Here is a 19,503-nt window from a genome sequence, read left to right on the forward strand (position 1 = left end):
GCCCCGCATCAGGCTTATACGGCGGCAGAGCAGGATTCGATGACGAAACGGGCGCGGGCGGCTGATTCCTTGGCGCCGCGGGTATCGGTCCGGTGGGGCGATTGACGTCCTGCTGCATCGCCGGAGAGACCGGGGTTGGATAGCCTTGAGGCGGTCCCTGGCGTACAGGAGCATTGCCACTGACATTGCCGGACTGGGACGGATTGGAACCGGTATACAGGCGGCTACGATCGTATTCTGGACGTGGCGTGCCAAATCCCGCATGGCCACTGCTGGTCGCGACGCGCGCGGGCGGCAACTGATCAAAACCGGTGGCGATAACGGTGATCTTCACCTTGCCATCGTAGTTGGCATCCTGCACAGCGCCAAAGATGATGTTGGCTTCCGGATGGGCCGCCTGGCTGATGATATCAGCCGCCTCATTGACCTCAAACAGTGTCATATCCAGTCCGCCCGTGATGTTGAAGAGCACACCACGCGCCCCGCTGATATCGATGTCCAGTAAAGGACTGGAGATGGCGATCTGCGCGGCATCGATAGCTCGACTCTCGCCACTGGCCTCACCAATTGCCATCAAGGCAGAACCGGCCGCCGACATAATGGTCTTCACGTCGGCGAAGTCCAGGTTGATCAGACCAGGTACAGTAATCAGGTCACTGATACCCTGGATGCCCTGACGCAATACATCGTCCGCCAGGCGGAACGCTTCGGCCAGCGGTGTGCGCTTATCGGCCACCTGCAGCAGACGATCATTGGGCACGGTGATCAGCGTATCCACGTGCTGCTTCAGATTGTTGATCCCCTCTTCGGCTGAGAGCAAGCGCTTCTTGCCCTCAAAGGTGAAGGGACGGGTAACAACGCCCACGGTCAGGGCGCCCACCTCGCGCGCGATCTGCGCCACCACGGGGCTGGCTCCGGTGCCGGTGCCACCACCCATACCGGCGGTAATAAAGACCATATCCGAGCCCTTCAGGGCCTCATAGATATCCTCGGCATTTTCTTCAGCGGCCTTCATGCCAACGCTAGGATTACCGCCTGCTCCAAGGCCACGGGTTAATTTATCACCGATACGGATGCGATGCGGCGCCTCTGTCAGCAGTAAGGCCTGGGCATCTGTATTAATGGCAATAAATTCGATACCCGTCATATTGGCCTGGATCATGCGGTTAACCGCATTACTGCCACCTCCCCCAACGCCGATCACACGGATTTGGGCGAAGCCCTCAAGTTGATGATTTCCCATTGGTAACATATTCTTCGTGGCCCCCTTTCGAGTTTCTCATTTATAGTCAATGCCTCATATGTGTAGAACGAACGACACCCAGTTTGTTGCAGTGGTCCGCCTCCATGCATGCAATTGCTTATCATACTCCATTGTTCGTTTATACGCTACTCAATGCTTCGCCTATAAATGAGTACTTCGTTTAAGGAATAAATGCACGCAGCCAGCGCCCAAACCGAGATACAAGATTATTTTCATCATCTTCTACATTTACATCGATCGGCTCTTCCTCCATGAGGAGCGAAGTATTGCTCAATCCCCACAATAGCAGACCAACGGCCGTTGAATAGGCTGGTCTGTTAATCGAGTCCGCTAACCCATGCAGACCCAGAGGAGATCCGATGCGAGCCGGGAGGTCAAGAACCTGGCCCGCCAGTTCCAAAATACCTGGTAGCTCGGCGGTCCCGCCGGTAATGACGACGCCGGCAGGCAGCAATCCATCATACCCAGATTTTTTGATTTCTTCATGCACCATGCAGAAGATTTCATCCACGCGCGCCTGGATAATTTCTGCCAGGAGCTTGCGCGGTACGAGATCATCACAGTCGGGCATAAATTGTGACAGGTCGATCATATCATCTTCATCGATAGCCGACGGATCACAATGCCCGTACGTAATTTTTAGCTCTTCAGCGACCCCGACGGGCAGGCGCAGTCCGATAGCGATATCGCTGGTGATCAGGTTACCACCAACCGGCAACACGATCGTGTGCCAGATAGCACCATCGGTATAGACCGCGACATCGGTGGTGCCACCACCGATATCGACCAGGGCGACCCCCAGGTCAGTCTCGCCTTCCTCCAGGACCGCGTCACCCGAGGCCAGAGGCTCCAGGACGAGATCTTCAATCTCGACATGCGCCTTATGCACACATTTAATCAAATTATGCATAGAAGACACCGAGCCCGTGATGATGTGCGCCTCCACCTCCAGACGGAAACCCGACATACCAATGGGGTTCTTGATGCCCTCCTGTCCATCGACGACATAACCCCGCGGAATCACGTGAATCAGTTCACGATTCGCGGGAATGGCAATTGCTCGAGCCACCTCGAAGGCACGGCTAATATCGTTTTGTTCAATATCCCGATTCTTAGGAGAAATCGCGACGAACCCCTTGCTATTTTCCGAGGAGATATGGCTACCAGCAATACCAACATACGCAGAGGTAATTTTCTTACCTGATAAGCGTTCAGCACGATCAAGCGCCGCTGCAATTGAAGTGACGGTCTCTTCAATGTTCACCACCACCCCACGGCGCAACCCCTGTGAAGGGCAGGTGCCAACGCCAACAATGTTCAGCTTCCCGTCACGATCCAGCTCGCCGACCAGGACACAGATTTTTGTTGTTCCGACGTCGATGCCGACAATCACCCGCTCTTGCACGATCTACGCTCCTATTGGGCGGTACACTTTTGAGACGCACTACGAATACAGTAATTCAGACCTGTCATGTGGTTATTCACGTTCTTATTGTTGCAATGTAAACACTGGTCGCAGACCATAACGTAAGTCTATGGTGGCAAGATGCATTTGCTGCTGGCGTGCGAGCTTGACAATCTCACTTAATTCTTTAAGACGATTATCCAGAGAGTTCGCATCATGAGAGTTTCCTAGATACGCTTTCCAACCATCCGGACTTTCTATAATATAAGATCCCCTACTACCTGCCACTTCGCCAGTTTGACTGGTAGTACTAGCATACATTGTACCATCGTAATACAGTTTGAACGTATCTATACCTGCGACCTTTGGAACTCGTTGCCAGACATTACTTGCAAATGCAACATCGATATTCTTTAAATACGTTCCAGGACGCAATAACGGCTCTGTTTTTGCGTCCTGCTTTGTTGTGTCTACGATGGTTCCTAACTGCTCAGCTCCAGGTGTCTGGCTGACAGGCGCGATCACGATCCCCCGGGTATCTACACTGAAGGTGCCCTGCGGGCCCTGCCACAGTACCGCGGGCCTGCGCTCCACAATGGTCACCGTCAATTGATCGGGAAATTGCTTGCTGATCGCAACCGATGCTACCAATGGCGATTCCTGGATGCGCGCCTGAATATTTCCGGTATCAACCAGAAAGATATTCTGCCCCTGAATTCCCATGTGCTCAACGTTCTGGATTAACCCGTTGTTGTGGGTGCCCATCACGCTGACGCGATGCAGACGAAAGACATCGCTGGTGAGCGCGAAGTTGATCGCGGCGATCAGGCAGGCGATGAACGCGAATGCACCCACGACCTTCCAGATCATACTACGCCGACGTAACCGGAGACCACTACGCCTGGGAATCGACGACCGGTAGGGCAATGGACGCCGCACCGCCTGAATGCGTCCATTGGTCGCCCGTACCCCGGTCTGGACCAGTGTGCGTGGTACCAGTTTGACAGGCTTTTTGCGTGCTCGTGAGCGCACGTGTCGCAGTTGCGATTGACGTTGGGCAAACGTATGCCATGCCACTGAAGGGTCCGCATTGGGCACCGTAACTACCCGCTTCAACGAGCGAGCGGAGACGAGCGTATTCTGCGCCGGCTCTTTCTTTACTGCATCCTTTGGGGTGTAGACTTTTTCAAGCTTGTTATAGCTCGGCGTCACCCGTTGAGATGGTAGCTTTTTCCTTTCTGTCATGTCATAGTACCTTCCACTCCCCGCGCAGTTCGACCTCTAGCTCTAGATCTACCCCGAAGCGATCATAGACACGCTGATGAGCTTCTTTGATGAGAGCCGCAACGTCTGCTGCACGTGCTCCACCTACATTGACGATAAAATTGGCATGGCGCTCCGAGATCTGGGCTCCTCCATGGGTCATCCCCTTCAACCCCACCGCTTCGATGAGCCGGCCCGAATAGTCGCCCTGCGGATTTTTAAACATGGAACCTGCGCTCTGCTGTGGTGGCTGCGTGCGTTTGCGATATTGTTTGTGCTCTTCGATAGCGGCACGCAACTGCTGGGGATCTTCCCGATGCAGACGAATACCCAGCTGCATGACGATCTCGGCGGGCTCGATCAGCTTGTGGGGCGCGGCAACCGGGTTGCCCTCACCATCAAACTGGACGCGCCTCTGGGCCCTGAAACGGCTGTGCCGATAGCTAAGCTCTAACTCGCTGTGTTGATAGCGCACAACCGTTGGGGCCACGGGAGCCTCTTCGCACTGGCGCGCGTCGACGATATCGACCCATTCCAGCACCTGTCCCAGATCGTGACCGTGCACGCCCGCGTTACTAACGACTCCACCACCCAGAGTCCCTGGTATGCCAGGACCAAACTCCAGACCACCCCATCCTTTGGGGGCGATCTCATTGATGATACGAGGCCAGCTGATGCCAGCTCCGACCGTTAAAAAGGCAGTTCCAGCGCCGCTCTCTTCCAGGGTATAGGCGTTGATGGCGACACGCGCCACCACACCACGGACACCGGCATCGGCATAGAGTACGTTGGTGCCGTTGCCGGTAATCAGCAATGGCCAGCGTCGCTCAGCACATAATGTGACCAGGCCCACAAGATCCTCAGGTGTATCCACTGAGACCCATACATCAGCGGGACCACCGACGCCAAAGGTGCAGTGGCGGGCTAATGGCTCATTGCGGCGCACGCGGTTGCCGAAGTGAGCAAGGAGTTCGTTATAAGCAATCTCAGCATCAAATGTCATGTCGTTTCCTCTAGGCCTGTTGTGTATTCTTTAATAGGTTTTCTGTGACGATATAAATGTCTCCCGCGCCCATGATTACGACCAGGTCACCGGAACGCAGGGTGTGGGCAAGCAGCTCGGTCGTTTCAGCAACGCTACCACCATGCATAATATGGGATCGGCCACTGGCGAACGCCGGCTGCTGCGCGATTCCATCCACAAGTTCACGCGCATGGATCAAGCCGGTATCGCGCTCGCGGGCGGGAAAGATGTCCGCGATGATGGCGATATCCGCCGCGTCAAACGCGTGCAGGAATTGATCAAAAAAGGTTTTGGTGCGGCTATACATGTGCGGCTGGTAGACCGCGACGATGCGCTGTCCAGGATAGCGACGGCGCGTAGCCTCCAGCGTAGCGGCGATGGCCGTTGGATGGTGGGCATAATCATCCACCAGCATGACGTCCAGCGCCTGATCCACGATCTTCAGTGGACCCTGGTGGCGGATGTCAAAGCGCCGCCTGGTGCCACTGAAACCCTCCAGGGTCTGCGCGATACTTTCGATCCCCACACCGCACAATTGCGCCGCCGCCAGTGCGGCCAGGGCATTCTCAATGTTATAAGCGCCCGGCAACTGCAGGCGCAGCACCTGTTCCTCTGGTATAGAGGAAGTTGCGAGGCGCGAGCGCACGCGGAAGCTGGTCTCACCATCCAGTTTGATATCATAGGCTTCAAAAGTGGCCGGACCCTGCTCGGGCGCCGCATGGTGCCCAACCGAGTAAGTTAAGATCTGTCCCGGCCAATCGTGCAGGCGCGCCTTTAGATCCCAGCAACCAGGGCTATCTGCGTTTAGAATGACGGTCGCGGGTAGCGGCCAATCACCCTGTAGATCCATGCCGCGAATAAAGTGTTCAAAAGCAGACAGGAAGGCATCGTAATCGGCAAAGAACTCTGGATGCTCAAACTCGATCGAGGTAACAATCGCCAGCCGCGGATGGTAATGCCAGAAGTTATGGTTGAACTCGTCGGCTTCATTGACGAAGAACGAGCCCTTCCCCAACCGGTAGTTAGCACCAAAACGCGGGACCACCGCGCCAATCTCACAGGTCGGATCCAACCCGGCATCGACCAGCATCAGCGAGAGCATGGCAGTGGTCGTCCCCTTCCCATGAACACCGCTAACGGAGAGGACGCATTTGTCCTGCATCAGATCACTCAGGATCTCCTGCCAGTGAATAATCGGCAAGCCACGCTCACGGGCTGCCAGCAATTCGGGATTATTCGGGTCCAAAGCGGGCACAGCCGGACTGATAACCAGCGTGTCGACATCATTGAGATGATCGGCGCTGTGTCCAATCTGGATGGCAATCCCTGCCTCGCGTAGGGCGCGTACGGTCGCCGATTCGCGTTGATCGCAACCGGTCACCGTTTCTCCTGCGGCATGCGCCATCTGCGCAACCGCCGAAATACCCTGACCTCCAATACCCATAAAATGCAAGCGTGACTTCATCAGACGTTTATCCTCTTGTTTTCTGGCGTCTGCGCGCCAGTTGTCGATTGTGCCATATGTACAACAGCCTCGGCGATATCACTGGTCGCTGTCGGCCGGGCGAAGCTCTTGAGCGCCTGCGCCATATCTAGCAAGCAAGCAGAATTTACAATGTGTTGTACACGACTGATCAATAGCTCAGGTTTCAATACATCGTTCTTGATCACTTCGGCCGCCTGAGCGCGACGGAAGGTCTCGGCGTTCGCTTCCTGCGGAGAACTGCCGATCGCAGGTGGCAAGGGCACCAGGATGCTCGGCTTCTCCAATACAGCCAGTTCACTCAGCGTGGCAGCCCCGGCGCGGCAGACGACCAGTTCGGCGGCCCGCAGTGCCAGCGCCATCTCATCCGTGAGGTACGGCACCAGGCGATAGCGCTGCTTAAGCTCGCTATCCAGCCCCGCGATGGTACTTTCAGACAGACTCTGGGTCTCCGTCAGCAGCTTCTGACCACTGATCTGCAGCACCTGGCAGAACTGTAAGAGCTCTGGCAGAGCCCGCGCGACCACCTGGTTCAGGTGACGCGCCCCCTGGCTACCACCGGTGACCAGAATCAGTGGCAGGTCCGGGGACAACCCCAGTTGAATGCGCGCCTGCTGCACGCTGACCTGGCGCACGTCCAGAATCTCCTGCCGGATCGGATTTCCCAGCAGCAGCGTCTTGTCGGCCGGAAAGTATTGCTGCGAGTCGGCAAAGGCGATTGAGATGCGATCAGCCAGCGGACCGATCAGCTTATTTGATAGATTGGGCGGTACATCCTGCTGATGAAGCAGGAGAGGCACCCCGTTGAGGCGCGATGCCAGTCCAGCCGGGACCGCAACGTAGCCGCCACTGGTAAAGGTGGCGTCCGGTCGGAATTTGCGTACAATACCTACCGCCTGTACCATACCAATGGGTACACGGGCAATGCCTTTGACCGTCTTGACGGAGACATAGCGCTGGAGCTTACCCGCCTTAATGGTGGCCATCCGGAAACCGGCGGCCGGCACGAGTTGCGTCTCCAGGCCATCATCGCTGCCTAGATAGAGAATCTCCGCGTTATATATGTTGCGCAGGTGGGTGGCAACGGCCAGAGCCGGATAGATATGGCCACCTGTCCCTCCACCAGAAATAAGAATTCGCATAATGTGTTCCATAAGAAGTACTATGAGACCTCCAATGCAGGAGGTGCAGGAGGGCGGCTAGCCCTCCTGCCGGGGTGTGGGGTGTCCCCACCCTTTCCTTTCCCCCCCCGTGCCGCCGCAGGCGGCGCAGGAGGGAAAAAGCTAGCCCCCCGCATCCCCAGTTTTGGGAACTTTTTCAAAAGTTCAGAATAGCTCATGCTACTTCGCTACTTTCTTTTTTAACCTTTTTGTAATGGTCTGCCGGGAGAGCGCTGGGTCTTCCGGCGCTTGAATATAACGAGAAATATTCAAGAGGACCCCAATGCCTGCTAACGAGATGACGAGCGAGGTCCCTCCGTAACTGATAAAAGGCAACGGCACACCCGTGTAGGGTATCGTCCCGGTTGTGGCACCGATATTGATCATGGCCTGCACAACGATCCAGGTGGTAATGCCGGTAGCCAGCAAGGCTCCATAGACATCCTGAGTGCGGCGCGCCAGGCGAAAACCGCGAAATGCCAGTACCATAAATAGCGCGATCACAACCATACAGCCAATATATCCCATCTCCTCACCCACAATAGCAAAGATAGAGTCAATATAGGGCAGCGGCAAATAACCTGTCTTCTGCCGGCTTGCTCCTAGACCAACCCCTAACCAGCCGCCTGAGCCCAGCGCTAACAGCGATTGGTACAGCTGCAGATTAATATCGGTCGTATATTTAAACGGATTAAGGAAACCAATCAAACGGTAATAGCGATATCCGCTAAAAGCCTGGGACAAAAAGATTAAAAATCCACAGCCCAGGGCCAGCAAAAATTGTAAGATGTTTGCTCCCGCCGTAAAAAACATGGCGGTCGTCAAAACCGCGATAACACTGGCGGTTCCCATATCTTTCTGCAATAAAACCAGACCAAGCACCAGGCCAAGCAACAACACAAAAGGCGTAAGTCCATACAGGAAGGTTCCTACCTGTTTGCCTTTGCGAGCGAGCCAATCAGCAATATACAAAGCCAGCACCAGTTTGATCAACTCGCTGGGTTGGAATGAGAAAAAAGATCCAAAGACCAGCCAGCGCGAGGCACCATACGCATTAGAGCCGATAAACAATACCGCCGCCAACAGGGGAAGCCCGATGGCCAGTCCCAACAGGGAGAAGCGACGCCAGATGCGATAATCGATGCGCATCGTTACCAGCATAGCGACCACCCCTAATACAGCTCCCAGGAGCTGCTTCTGAAAAAAGTATGACGCATCGCCGAAATAGCGCGCCGACGCGAACGAGCTGGCGCTATAAACCATAATCAGTCCGATGCACAGCAGGGCCAACACCGCCACCAGCAAGATCGGGTCCGGTTTGCCAGGCACACGCGGGAGGAACATCTCCAGCGCGGCCAGCTTCTCCTGCTCCTCTTCGCTGATCACCTGTAGCGGCTTGCTCGATCGCACGGGCGGCTTGTTGCGCAAGAGATCGGCCGTCTGCCTTGGCAAGACCGTGCGCCCGAAGGGTCCGCGTCCACCCGGCGAGAGCTCAACCGGCTCCTGCGGCGTTACCTCCGGGACATTAGCCGCTTCCGGTGCATCCGCTTCATTCATCGTCGCCATAAGAGGGCGGTTTCTCATACGCGGCAAACTCTTGCGCATCGTCTTTTGATCAGCCAGCGTGTCTTCTGCCGCATAACTCATTTTGACGCGTCGAGCCATCACTGCCTGGGTCGCCCTGCGCTTCATCGGCTTAGCCCCGTGGGTCGGAGGCGGCAACGGCTTGCGCCTGCTTCCTCCCGCTGAAGGCTGCTGACCCTTCAGTTCGATCGACTCCAGGGCAGGAGAGCGAAACGTGGGAGGGGCCAGGTCTTTGCGCCTCGCACCCTTCATCATCCTCTCTCCCGCATTCTTTCCTCGATTGAATTTATCTTGTGGCATGAAGCTTCTTTCACTTAGCTAGCTGACACATTACGACCTTGACATAGAACGCATTTTCTAGTACAATTATGTTTGGCAAGGTTCCTAATACATTCTCTCTTGACGAATAGGAATGTCTCTGTACATTGCTATTCGCTAAGAGACGAAGGTGGCAGCACATAATCTTTTTCATTTCTTCAATCCATTTGAGGATATCGCAATACATTAGTGCTGCTTAGACGATGAACCCTCGTCATCTTGCTGAGCGGATTGCTCTTGCATAACCTCGAGCATCTGCTCGACTTCTTTATCGCTGATCTGTAAGCGTGTCTTATGCAGATCAACTATTTCAACACCCTTAGCTTGTATTAACGTACTCCAGGGGTCACTTTCGAGCGTCGGGATGCCTCCCTGGTCTTTTTCCACGCGCTCAATGTCGTCTGCCCCCTGCTGTAACTTGCCCTGCGACTGGCGCCCGAGCAGTTCCTGCCAGGCGGCGCTCAGCTCCTGCTGCCCATCCGAGATGTCCTGATCTTGCTGTGAACGTTTCTTTTTATCTTTCATCTCACTCACACCTACCTTGTCAACACACTACATTCCCTGCACACCCACACAGCTCCCTCCACCATCTTCGTGCACTACAAAGTTCCGCGCTATCTTCTCAACTACATTTTCCAGCCTCTGACCGCCGAGCTCATTAGCTGGCGGCATCGGGTGGAATGCTATAGTGCCACATCAATTGTTGCGCGATATCCTTCCACACCGGTCCGGCCGCGCTTCCTCCATAGATAGTCGCTGTTGGGTGATCGATCTTCACCAGGATAACAAACTGTGGGTTTGAAGCCGGTAGAAAACCTGCCATTGAGGCATCGGTATTTGTATCCGCCAAACCCTGTATGGTTGCCGTTCCGGTCTTTATCGCGACGCGATAGCCGGGAACAATATCTTTATTAAATTGGGCTACGCTCTCCAGCATGGAGGTCAACGTTTTGGCCGTATCGGCACTGATCACCTGCCGTTCTTCATGCGGCTGAATGGTGGTCGTATGATCTTTGTCTCGCAACGACGAGACAAGATAGGGCTGCATCAAAACACCATCGTTGGCGATCGCCTGGTAGGCCGAGGCCATCTGCAGCGGGGTTACCAGAATACTCTGCCCAAAGGATTGGCGCGCCAGATCGCTGGGCGACCAGTCCTTGGAAACCGGTGTGCGATAGGCGCCGGCCGACTCGGGATCCAGGACGCCGGTGCGCTGTCCGAAGCCGAAGCGCTGCAGGTAAGGATAAAAACCTCTGGCACCCAGCTTCTGTGTGGCCACCCAGGCGGCTCCGACATTGGCTGAATGCTCCAATACCTGCGTCATAGACTCGGTGCCATAGCCCAGGTTATGCCAGTTCGCAACCGTCGGTGTTCCATCTTTAAAGGCAAGGTAGCCGGGATCCTGAATGGTATCGGTTGGTTTGATCAGGTGCTGATCAAGCGCGGCCGCCATCGTGACGGCCTTCATGGTCGAACCCGGCTCATAGGCACAATAGACAACCGGATTGCTATACACCTCGAGTTGACCCCGGCAATCGGTGTCACCGGCGTACTTGCTATAATCGTTAGGGTCAAACGAGGGGGCTCCGGCCATCGCCACGATCGCGCCCGTGCGCGCATTAAGCACTACCGCGGTTCCGCTCATGGCTCCCATCTGCTTGACGCGCGCCTCCAGGTCGGTCTGCAGCTGGTATTGAATGGTACTATCGATGGTCAGGGTTATATCATCTCCAGGGACCGCGTTCTGCTCAAAGCTGGGACCCACGGTTAAAGGATTGCCGTTGAGGTCCGTTTCAGCCGAAAAACTGCCCGCCTTACCAGAAAGCAGCTGATTGTATTTTTTTTCGATGCCATAGATCCCCTGCGGCGAGCCACCGGTCGCGCCTTCCTGCACGAATCCCAGGGTCTGTGCCGCCAGATCGTTGCCTGGATAGGTACGCCAGGTACGCGGCTCCAAAAAGATATAGGGCAGATGCAGATTTTTCAATTTCTGACTCTGGTCTGGCGTGATCGAGATGGCTACCCGCACCGTCGGAGCCGAAGAGTTGAAGGCGCTCGTTAACTTCTCTTTGGGTATATTGTTCAGCACCCCGCTCAACTTCTGAATCAGGGTATCGCGCTCGCTCTGATAAGTATCGGGATAATCCGTTACCAGCTGTGATGGCTCGATATACACATCGTCTCGTACCACGTTGGTCGCCAGCAACTGTCCCGCGTCGTCATAGATGCGCCCTCGTGGCGCGTTCAACGTCTGACTTTGCAGATGCTCGGCATTGGCGGCCTTCGCCAACTGTGGACCCTGCATTACCTGCCAGTAGTAGAGTCGTCCAGAAAGAAGCACCATGCCAGCGCAGACCAGCAGAAAGATAACCATCTGGCGGTTACGTGCACGGCGTAGCTCTGTACTCATCTACAAAATCTCCTCATTCAGGTAACCTGTGTGCAATCAGTCAATCAGTTAACCAGTTTTTTGTCTATCGCTAATTATCATTGGGTCCTGGATCATGGATGGGCTGTAAATTGGGAATTTTAATGACATTGACATGCGCCGGGTCAGCGGGTACCAGACCGTTTTTTTTCGCCTGTTCACTGATATAGGCGGGCGAACGCTCAATGGCGATGGTCTGGGCCAGATCCTGGTTTTCTCGTTGCAGTGTGGCCTGCTCGCTCCGCATCTGCTGCAATTGCTGGTTAGCGACGGCTGACTGGCCAACCTGGGCCAGGTAAAGTACCGCCATCAAAGCGATCAGCAGCACGCTGGTAATCGATAAGGCCGCCGGCCCCATATGAAAGAAAAAGGGGCGCAACTGACGCCGTCTTTTCGCCGCAAAGACCGATCTGGGTATAACCGGCCGTTCTTTCCGAGCCTCGTTATTGAGCTGTTTCAGGCCATACATACGCTGCGTTCCTTCGAGATGGTTAATCATTCTGCAGATACGCCCGTGTAGAGATATCCGCATCCTTACACACCCCTACATGTGACGCACTACGAATTATTCTGCAATACTTCAGCTGCTCGCAATTTGGCGCTACGAGCGCGAGGGTTGCTGGCGATCTCCTGCTCACCTGGTATGACAGGTTTGCTTGTCAGGTTGCGTAAACGAGCTTTATGACCACAGATACATACAGGAAGGCGAGGCGGGCAGAGGCAATCGGTGGCCTCGCGCCGGATATATTCCTTGACGATTCTATCTTCTAGCGAGTGAAACGCGATGATTACCATGCGCCCCTTTTCCCCGTGCCCCTCTTCATCGCCCCTTGTCTTTCCCTCAAGAACATCCACAATTTGCGGCAATACTGCTTCCAGACGCTCTAATTCGCCGTTCACAGCGATTCGTAGAGCCTGAAATGCGCGCGTGGCTGGATGAATGGCACCATGCTTATGTGGTACACCGGCGGCTATCAAGGACGCCAGTTGAGCCGTACGCGTGATAGGTGTTTTCTCCCGCTCACGCACAATGCGTCGTGCAATCTGGCGTGAGCGCGTCTCTTCACCATAGCGCCAGAAGATATCCGCCAGTTCCTGCTCGCTCGCGCCGTTCACCAGATCAGCGGCGGTTAACGGCGACGCCTGATTCAGGCGCATATCTAATGGACCATCCGCGCTAAAAGCAAAGCCACGCTCTGGATTGTCCATCTGGTCCGAGGAAAATCCCAGATCCAGTAAGACACCCTGCACCCCCTTTCCACCCCCAAAACCAGTCTGTTCCACGATCTGTGCCAGGTCAGAAAAATTACCATGTGCCAGAACCAGGCGGCCATTGGCAACGAACTCAGCCAGACGTTCGCCCACACGGGCCAGTGCCTGGCTATCGGTATCAATACCCAGAACCTTGCCATCGGGAGCGCTGCGCTCCAGGATTGCCGCCGTGTGGCCACCGCCACCTAACGTGCCATCGATATAGAGTCCTCCAGGTTTTGGCTGGAGGTATGTCAGCACCTCGTTTGGCATTACTGACACATGTTGTGTTTGTTCCATTGTCATCAAATTGATAAAAATCTAGAATTTCGAATCTGTTATGTATTGCTTGTGTTCATTAAAAAGGAATATTACTTCCTTCCGCATCGAGTCGTGCCTGGTACTCCTGCCAGGTCGCGCGATCCCAAATTTCAATATGGTCTCGCACACCCGCCACGGTTACTTCACTACTTAAATTTGCATAAGCTCGTAATTTAGCCGGGATTACCATACGTCCCTGTGAATCTAAATCAATTTCACTGGCACTGGGATAGATGCGCCGTTCGAAATCGCGGAGATCATCGCTCGACAGGCCCGCAACCAGTTCATTTGAGCGCCGCTCCCAGTGTTCCGCCGTATAGATAGACAGGCATGTTCCCATACCTTTGCTAACAACCGCGCCCTTATCTATCTGTGAGCGAAATCTGGCCGGAACCGCCATACGCCCCTTCGTGTCGATTGTATGCTCGTACTCACCTAGAAACATAGCTAGCTTCCATACTTTCTCAACGGCAGTTGCGGGATATCCACAGTGAAATTTCTCAGAAATCGAGTACTATTCTGCCATACTTCCCCATCTCCGCCACTAATACTATAGACTCACCAAAATTCCCCACTTTTCCCCACTTCATTGTAACACTTCTTAGGCATGTGGGAAAAGAGTCTTTGCGGCCAATTTTGCTCCGACAGGTGGATAACTTGTGGATAACTTTTTTTTGGCCCTACCAAAGAGCTGCATGAAAAGCAACAGTGACTTTATCAGTTACCTCCTATACCAGGTGGTGTTGCATCATGCGCGCCTGAGCGCGCATGATGCAACACCACCTGGTATTTTTTCGGCCGCCTGCGGCGGCGAGTGCATAAAACAGGTTTGACATTTATATTTCAAGAAAAATACAATCTAAAAAGATAGATTTCAATTGCGAAATCTTTGCAAGTAGCCACGTGCACCTACTCTTTAGTAAAGCGCAAGTAAAGCGCACATACGACAAAGGACTGTTCCCCATGACACAGCAACAACCGGCTGGATCTCCGGCCCGGGATCAGGAGCGATCCCCTCTGATTCGTGAGGTCGCGGACCACATCTGGCAGATCACCCTCCCGATTCCCTTACCGCTCAAGACGGTCAATGTCTACGCCCTGATCAGCCAGACTGGCTGGGTCCTGGTGGATACCGCGCTCGGCAGTCCAGATACACGCGAGGCGTTTTTCAGCGCCATCGAGCAGCTCGGTCTTGATCTCAAGCAGTTGCAGGCCATTGTGCTCACACATAGACATCCAGATCACATCGGTCTTTCGGGAGAAATCCACGAGTTGAGCGGAGCTTCCATACTGATGCATCCACTGGATAGCTCAGGTATGCTTGACAGCTGGGGCGCAAACGCCCGGGCACACCTTGCATTAACCAGCCAGTTCTTCTCCCACCATGGTCTACCACCATCCGATCACTGGTATACACGCATGTCACCCGAGATGCAGCGCACTATTTTACGTCTACCACCAGCCTCAGCTATGCACCCGCTGGCAGATGGGCAACGGGTGGAACTGGCCGGTGACCACTATCGCGTCATCTGGCTCCCGGGCCATTCGGACGGACAGATAGGGCTGTGGCGCGAACGCGATGGCATCTTGCTGGCAGCTGATCATGTGTTGCCGCGCATTACACCAAATATTGGCCTTTATTCGCCTCAGGATCGCCCCAATCCTCTCGCGGACTATTTCCAATCATTGAAGAAAATTGCCGCATTACCAGCACAACGTGTTTTACCCGGACATGGTGATCCATTTGACCATCTTACCAACCGGGTTGCAGAGATTATTGAACATCATCAGCGCCGATTAAAACAAATTATAGATTTACTCGCAATACAACCTCAACCTGCGACGCAACTAACACAACAGCTATTCGGGGCCCGTCTCAAGGGCAACGAGGCACTGCATCTTGCCGTTGCAGAGATTGTTGCTCACCTGGAATATTTGCGACTCCAAAAACAACTCATTCAACAACAAACCCAAGCAGGCATTCTATATTATGTCGTTTCCGATACATTGCTACAAAAGTAGGCAGTAGGATTTGTTATAACCTTTCTAATGCAAGAGTTTAAAGAATCGAAATACTAACTACAATCGCACAATATTCTAGAAAAGAACAACCTTATATAGAGATTTTTTGCAATTTTTTTAAGCCGATAATAGAGGGGCGGATTGGCTCTCCAGGCTGATTCATGCTGTACTTGCTACTTTTAGAGATAGTGCGACGCTTGTATTTCTTAAAATCGCGTGCTATACTCCTAATCGGCAGTGAGGTTGTGACGCCGCTCTACAAGCCCGGCAAAGTGCATTTGGGCGACCAAGCGACGTGTGTTGATAGTTGCAAGGAGGAAATCGAACCTATGGCCGAAAAGACCGATCAGGCTGCGGCACAAACCGTTGGCCGGCAAGAGCTATCTAAGCGCATTGCCAAGCAGGCGAAACTTTCTCAAAAGCAGGCGTCTGAGGTGCTAGAAGCCACCCTCACGGCAATCCGTGAAGCACTTCAGAATGGTGACGAGGTCCGTCTAGTAGGCTTTGGCTCTTTCAAAGTTCGCCAAAGCGCCGCACGCAAAGGGGTAAATCCACGCGACCGCAAACCAATCGAAGTGCCAGCCAAAGAGCGTGTCCGCTTTTTCCCCGGCAAAGAACTCTCGGAGGCTGTTCTCAAGAAGTAGTAAGTCGTGACTCTGTTCTCACTGCCATACAATGCATAGCCCGCTAAGCATCATTAGCCGCGAGAGATCGGGCACCTGGCATGTGCCGGTGTCCTGGCATTCGCTCCTACACAGGCAATACGCAGAAGAATGTTGCCGCCGATGCTTTTCTGGGCTATGTTCCGTCCATTCACTCGCCACCTATCTCAGATCTTGCTCGAAACAATACTGCTGATTGCTATTCCATTATATACACGGTTATACGCAGTCCAGTCAGGACTGATTAGTTAGCGGGGAAGTATATGACCACATATACCATCAACGGTTCTACCCTACTCTTACAACAGGGCAATATCGTCAATGTGCAGGCCGACGCCATCGTGAACGCCGCCAACGCTGCCCTGGCTGGTGGAGGGGGCGTGGATGGAGCCATTCACAGGGCCGCGGGTCCTACTATCATGCGGGAATGCCGCCAGATCGGTGGCTGCGCAACGGGCAGCGCTGTCGCCACCGGAGCCGGCAATCTGTCTGCTCGCTATATCTTTCACGCGGTCGGTCCGATTTACCAAAACAGTGGGAATGAGCCGCAGTTACTCGCGAGCGCCTACCAGACCTGTCTGAACCTGGCTGAAGAACATCAGTTGCAGAGCATCGCCTTCCCCTCTCTTAGCACGGGCGCCTATGGCTATCCGCTCCACCTGGCGGCGCCAATCGCTCTGCGCACGGTTATTACCCACCTACAACAGCCCACCAGCCTCAAACAGGTCTACTTTATCCTTTTTGATCAGCGTACCCTCCTGGCCTATCAGCAAGCCCTGCAAAAGTTGTTGGGCGGCGATCAGATCTGAACATGAAATATGCAGCGCCGATTTGCCGCCACTGTATAGAAAATATATGATGTATAGGTACATTTGAATTATTTTTTTATACAGAGGGATAGCAAGAATATATGCAATCGCGCGAGCCAAATTTAAAGTCTGAGGAAGAGATTGCGCTGATGCGGCAGGCCGGATTATTGACCTGGCAGGCACAGCAGGTCGCGGCGGCTCTGATTCGACCAGGCGTAACAACCGGCGAGATCAATGCGGCCATGGAGGCCTTTATGCTTGAGCAGCAGGCCGAGCCACTATTCAAGGGGGTACCAGATGGTACGGGTGAGGTACCGTTTCCGGCGGTCGCCTGTATCTCGATCAATGAGCAACTGGTGCATGGTATTCCCGGTCCGCGCCAGTTACAGGAAGGGGATATCGTCAGCATCGATACCGGGGTGCGTTTCCAGGGCTGGTGCGGTGATGCCGCCGTCACGTACGCCGTCGGCGAGATCAATCCTGACACGCGCCATCTGCTGGAAGTGACCGAGGGAGCGCTACGCCTCGCCATCGAACTGATCCCTCAAAAACAATATTGGAGCCAGGTGGCGCGCGCCATGGAAACATATGTGACACAGGCCGGCTTCACAGTGGTAGAGGGATTGGTGGGACATAGTATCGGTCGTGAGATGTGGGAGATGCCGCAAGTTCCCAACTATTTCACTTTACAATATCAGGCACTGGGCGATTTTGAACTGCAGCCGGGCGTGGTCATCGCGGTAGAACCGATGGTAAGCATGTCATCCCGCCATGTCAGAATGCTATCCGATCATTGGACTCTGATAGCTGAAGATGGTCGGCCTACTGCCCACTTTGAGCATACGCTGGCCATTACGCCGTCAGGGGTACAGGTGCTGACCGCCGGACCAGACGGCAAAGCCTGGGCACTCCCAGAAAAAACGCGCTGAGCGTCCCGCTTTGCGTCTGATATTGAAGCAGTAAATTAGGCAGCAATAAGTATCTGAGAGCGGGCCACAACGTCCCGGTACCCCTGCACCATGCATTCCATCGCTTCATGCCATGAGCGCCGGGCCGCTTCGCTCTCCGCCTGCTGTCCCATCATCAAGCGCTCGTCTCTGTTCTGCACTAACCTTACAAGGGCATCACGATAACCGGTCACCTGAGCCTGGTCATTCAATTCTTCAGCCGATAGCAGCAGACCCGTCTGTTCATGTGTTACCAGGTCACAGACACCCTCGGAATGAATGCCGACGACAGGCAGGCCAGACGCCATCGCCTCCAATACGACCTGGCCAAAGGTCTCTGTATAGGATGGAAAGGCAAATATATCGGCGGAGGCATAGGCTGTGGCCAGTTCCTCACCACTCAGGTAGCCGGTCATCGTTACCGGCAAGTCTTCGAGATCATGCTGAACCTCATTGTAGGCAGGTCCCTGGCCCACAATAACCAGGTGGCAGCGTGAATGATCCATCTCTTTATATGCCTGAATCAGCAGACGCAGATTCTTCTCCCAGGAGACACGACCAACGTAGAGCAGGATGCTCTTATCCTCCGGCACGCTGCGCCCGCGAAGCCAGGCGGCCCGTAATGCTTCGCTGCGACGTTTGGACGCGAACAGATCTTTATCAACCCCGCGTGGCCAGATGCGCAGATGCTCAAAACCCTGACTGGTCAGCATTCTGGCGGTAGAGGCTGAGGGACAGTAGGTCAACACACACTGGTTGTGCACGAACCGGTTGTAGAGCCACATCGGCCGCGTTAATAAAGAGAAACCAAAGTGACCACAATACGCGGCCAGATTCGTGTGATAAGAAGAGATGATCGGGATATTGAGAAAGCGTGCAGCCGCCAACCCTGTCGCACCCAGGATCACCGGGTCGACGACATGAATGATATCGGGATGGAATTCGAGCAAGCGACGCACGAACAATGGTCGGAAAAAATTAAATTTGAGCTCAGGATAAAAAGGGAAAGGCAATCCTGCGGTCCCTACCACTTCCGCGCCAGCGTATTCATCCATGCCACAATCAGGGCCCAGCAAGAGCGCCTGGTGACCATTGGCATGGAGATGTTCTAGTAAACGCGATACTGTTCTGGTAACACCATCTAGTTTGGGCAAAAAATTTTCTGTAATGACGGCAACACGCATTAGGTTCACCACCTGCTCATCGATATGCGAATCACGGCATGCTTGACGCACGTGTATAGCTGGAAAAACGAGCGTGATACATGGTGCTAATCAGCATGACGCGGTTAGACGAATGGGTGACCGATGTACCCTATATCAACAGTAACACGTTGTATTTAGAGGATAATTAAGGCTTGTTTAGGGTTATGTAAAACACAGGCTAACGAGCCATTAAATAGATATATTCACATATGACCAATTAGTCCCGGTATATGGATGAGACAATTGTCTCTGTCGTGAAGATTTACTCTACCATTCGTTATAATGTGTAGCAAATACTTCTTTTTGTACCATGGTGTCATATTACACATAAAACATATAAAGCTCATAAAAGATTTG

16 protein-coding genes and 1 pseudogene are annotated in these 19,503 nt (G+C 53.9%); 4 read left to right on the top strand and 13 right to left on the bottom strand.

The window, feature by feature from the left end:
- Positions 1 to 283 precede the first annotated feature (283 nt).
- The 12 genes and pseudogenes from ftsZ to mraZ form a co-directional block, all read right to left on the bottom strand.
- Positions 284 to 1,243 (bottom strand): annotated as a pseudogene (gene ftsZ / locus KTT_RS37640) (cell division protein FtsZ); the annotation flags it as partial.
- Between the two features lie 181 nt (positions 1,244 to 1,424).
- On the bottom strand, positions 1,425 to 2,669 hold the full coding sequence (ftsA, locus tag KTT_RS07985) for a cell division protein FtsA (RefSeq protein ID WP_126595472.1): 1,245 nt from the start codon (positions 2,667 to 2,669) through the stop codon (positions 1,425 to 1,427).
- An 84-nt stretch (positions 2,670 to 2,753) separates the two neighbouring features.
- On the bottom strand, positions 2,754 to 3,914 hold the full coding sequence (locus tag KTT_RS07990) for a cell division protein FtsQ/DivIB (protein ID WP_126595473.1): 1,161 nt from the start codon (positions 3,912 to 3,914) through the stop codon (positions 2,754 to 2,756).
- A gap of 1 nt (position 3,915) precedes the next feature.
- A complete protein-coding gene (murB, locus tag KTT_RS07995) occupies positions 3,916 to 4,935 on the bottom strand; it encodes a UDP-N-acetylmuramate dehydrogenase (RefSeq protein ID WP_126595474.1) in 1,020 nt (339 codons plus the stop codon).
- A 10-nt stretch (positions 4,936 to 4,945) separates the two neighbouring features.
- The gene (murC, locus tag KTT_RS08000; protein ID WP_126595475.1) at positions 4,946 to 6,421 is read right to left on the bottom strand and encodes a UDP-N-acetylmuramate--L-alanine ligase; all 1,476 of its coding nucleotides are present in this window, start codon (positions 6,419 to 6,421) and stop codon (positions 4,946 to 4,948) included.
- The gene (gene murG / locus KTT_RS08005) at positions 6,421 to 7,581 is read right to left on the bottom strand and encodes an undecaprenyldiphospho-muramoylpentapeptide beta-N-acetylglucosaminyltransferase (protein ID WP_160145723.1); all 1,161 of its coding nucleotides are present in this window, start codon (positions 7,579 to 7,581) and stop codon (positions 6,421 to 6,423) included. The genes murC and murG overlap by 1 nt, the downstream gene beginning before the upstream one ends.
- Positions 7,582 to 7,779: 198 nt before the next feature.
- Complete coding sequence (gene ftsW, locus KTT_RS08010) at positions 7,780 to 9,483, bottom strand: putative lipid II flippase FtsW (protein ID WP_126595477.1); 1,704 nt, start codon at positions 9,481 to 9,483, stop codon at positions 7,780 to 7,782.
- A 204-nt stretch (positions 9,484 to 9,687) separates the two neighbouring features.
- Positions 9,688 to 10,026, bottom strand: a complete 339-nt coding sequence (locus KTT_RS08015; RefSeq protein ID WP_126595478.1) for a hypothetical protein — start codon at positions 10,024 to 10,026, stop codon at positions 9,688 to 9,690.
- A 133-nt stretch (positions 10,027 to 10,159) separates the two neighbouring features.
- The gene (locus tag KTT_RS08020; RefSeq protein WP_126595479.1) at positions 10,160 to 11,911 is read right to left on the bottom strand and encodes a peptidoglycan D,D-transpeptidase FtsI family protein; all 1,752 of its coding nucleotides are present in this window, start codon (positions 11,909 to 11,911) and stop codon (positions 10,160 to 10,162) included.
- A 70-nt stretch (positions 11,912 to 11,981) separates the two neighbouring features.
- On the bottom strand, positions 11,982 to 12,398 hold the full coding sequence (locus KTT_RS08025) for a septum formation initiator family protein (RefSeq protein WP_160145724.1): 417 nt from the start codon (positions 12,396 to 12,398) through the stop codon (positions 11,982 to 11,984).
- An 89-nt stretch (positions 12,399 to 12,487) separates the two neighbouring features.
- Positions 12,488 to 13,486, bottom strand: a complete 999-nt coding sequence (rsmH, locus tag KTT_RS08030) for a 16S rRNA (cytosine(1402)-N(4))-methyltransferase RsmH (RefSeq protein ID WP_126595481.1) — start codon at positions 13,484 to 13,486, stop codon at positions 12,488 to 12,490.
- Positions 13,487 to 13,538: 52 nt separating this feature from the next.
- Complete coding sequence (mraZ, locus tag KTT_RS08035; protein WP_126595482.1) at positions 13,539 to 13,946, bottom strand: division/cell wall cluster transcriptional repressor MraZ; 408 nt, start codon at positions 13,944 to 13,946, stop codon at positions 13,539 to 13,541.
- Positions 13,947 to 14,464: 518 nt separating this feature from the next.
- Here mraZ and KTT_RS08040 point away from each other — a divergent pair.
- From KTT_RS08040 to map, 4 genes are all read left to right on the top strand, one after another.
- Entirely contained in the window at positions 14,465 to 15,523 is a 1,059-nt protein-coding gene (locus KTT_RS08040) for an MBL fold metallo-hydrolase (protein ID WP_126595483.1), read from the top strand.
- Between the two features lie 329 nt (positions 15,524 to 15,852).
- The gene (locus tag KTT_RS08045; protein ID WP_126595484.1) at positions 15,853 to 16,167 is read left to right on the top strand and encodes an HU family DNA-binding protein; all 315 of its coding nucleotides are present in this window, start codon (positions 15,853 to 15,855) and stop codon (positions 16,165 to 16,167) included.
- Between the two features lie 281 nt (positions 16,168 to 16,448).
- Positions 16,449 to 16,994, top strand: a complete 546-nt coding sequence (locus KTT_RS08050; RefSeq protein ID WP_126595485.1) for an O-acetyl-ADP-ribose deacetylase — start codon at positions 16,449 to 16,451, stop codon at positions 16,992 to 16,994.
- A 101-nt stretch (positions 16,995 to 17,095) separates the two neighbouring features.
- Positions 17,096 to 17,923 carry a type I methionyl aminopeptidase gene (gene map, locus KTT_RS08055; protein ID WP_126595486.1) on the top strand — a complete coding sequence of 276 codons (828 nt, stop codon included), beginning with the start codon at positions 17,096 to 17,098 and terminating at the stop codon, positions 17,921 to 17,923.
- A gap of 35 nt (positions 17,924 to 17,958) precedes the next feature.
- Here map and KTT_RS08060 read toward each other — a convergent pair whose 3' ends face one another.
- On the bottom strand, positions 17,959 to 19,125 hold the full coding sequence (locus KTT_RS08060) for a glycosyltransferase family 4 protein (RefSeq protein WP_235845837.1): 1,167 nt from the start codon (positions 19,123 to 19,125) through the stop codon (positions 17,959 to 17,961).
- Positions 19,126 to 19,503: the final 378 nt, after the last annotated feature.

Origin of the sequence: Dictyobacter aurantiacus, from assembly GCF_003967515.1 — a bacterium.
GTDB classification, from domain to species: Bacteria; Chloroflexota; Ktedonobacteria; order Ktedonobacterales; family Ktedonobacteraceae; genus Dictyobacter; species Dictyobacter aurantiacus.

Excerpts from the sequence above, each read along its gene's own strand:
- KTT_RS08060 (WP_235845837.1), bottom strand. The coding sequence starts at position 19,125 with ATGCGTGTTGCCGTCATTACAGAAAATTTTTTGCCCAAACTAGATGGT.
- KTT_RS08025 (WP_160145724.1), bottom strand. The coding sequence starts at position 12,398 with ATGTATGGCCTGAAACAGCTCAATAACGAGGCTCGGAAAGAACGGCCG.
- ftsW (WP_126595477.1), bottom strand. The coding sequence starts at position 9,483 with ATGCCACAAGATAAATTCAATCGAGGAAAGAATGCGGGAGAGAGGATG.
- KTT_RS08015 (WP_126595478.1), bottom strand. The coding sequence starts at position 10,026 with ATGAAAGATAAAAAGAAACGTTCACAGCAAGATCAGGACATCTCGGAT.
- rsmH (WP_126595481.1), bottom strand. The coding sequence starts at position 13,486 with ATGACAATGGAACAAACACAACATGTGTCAGTAATGCCAAACGAGGTG.
- KTT_RS07990 (WP_126595473.1), bottom strand. The coding sequence starts at position 3,914 with ATGACAGAAAGGAAAAAGCTACCATCTCAACGGGTGACGCCGAGCTAT.
- KTT_RS08045 (WP_126595484.1), top strand. The coding sequence starts at position 15,853 with ATGGCCGAAAAGACCGATCAGGCTGCGGCACAAACCGTTGGCCGGCAA.
- KTT_RS08020 (WP_126595479.1), bottom strand. The coding sequence starts at position 11,911 with ATGAGTACAGAGCTACGCCGTGCACGTAACCGCCAGATGGTTATCTTT.
- murB (WP_126595474.1), bottom strand. The coding sequence starts at position 4,935 with ATGACATTTGATGCTGAGATTGCTTATAACGAACTCCTTGCTCACTTC.
- KTT_RS08040 (WP_126595483.1), top strand. The coding sequence starts at position 14,465 with ATGACACAGCAACAACCGGCTGGATCTCCGGCCCGGGATCAGGAGCGA.
- murG (WP_160145723.1), bottom strand. The coding sequence starts at position 7,581 with ATGCGAATTCTTATTTCTGGTGGAGGGACAGGTGGCCATATCTATCCG.
- murC (WP_126595475.1), bottom strand. The coding sequence starts at position 6,421 with ATGAAGTCACGCTTGCATTTTATGGGTATTGGAGGTCAGGGTATTTCG.
- map (WP_126595486.1), top strand. The coding sequence starts at position 17,096 with ATGCAATCGCGCGAGCCAAATTTAAAGTCTGAGGAAGAGATTGCGCTG.
- KTT_RS08050 (WP_126595485.1), top strand. The coding sequence starts at position 16,449 with ATGACCACATATACCATCAACGGTTCTACCCTACTCTTACAACAGGGC.
- mraZ (WP_126595482.1), bottom strand. The coding sequence starts at position 13,946 with ATGTTTCTAGGTGAGTACGAGCATACAATCGACACGAAGGGGCGTATG.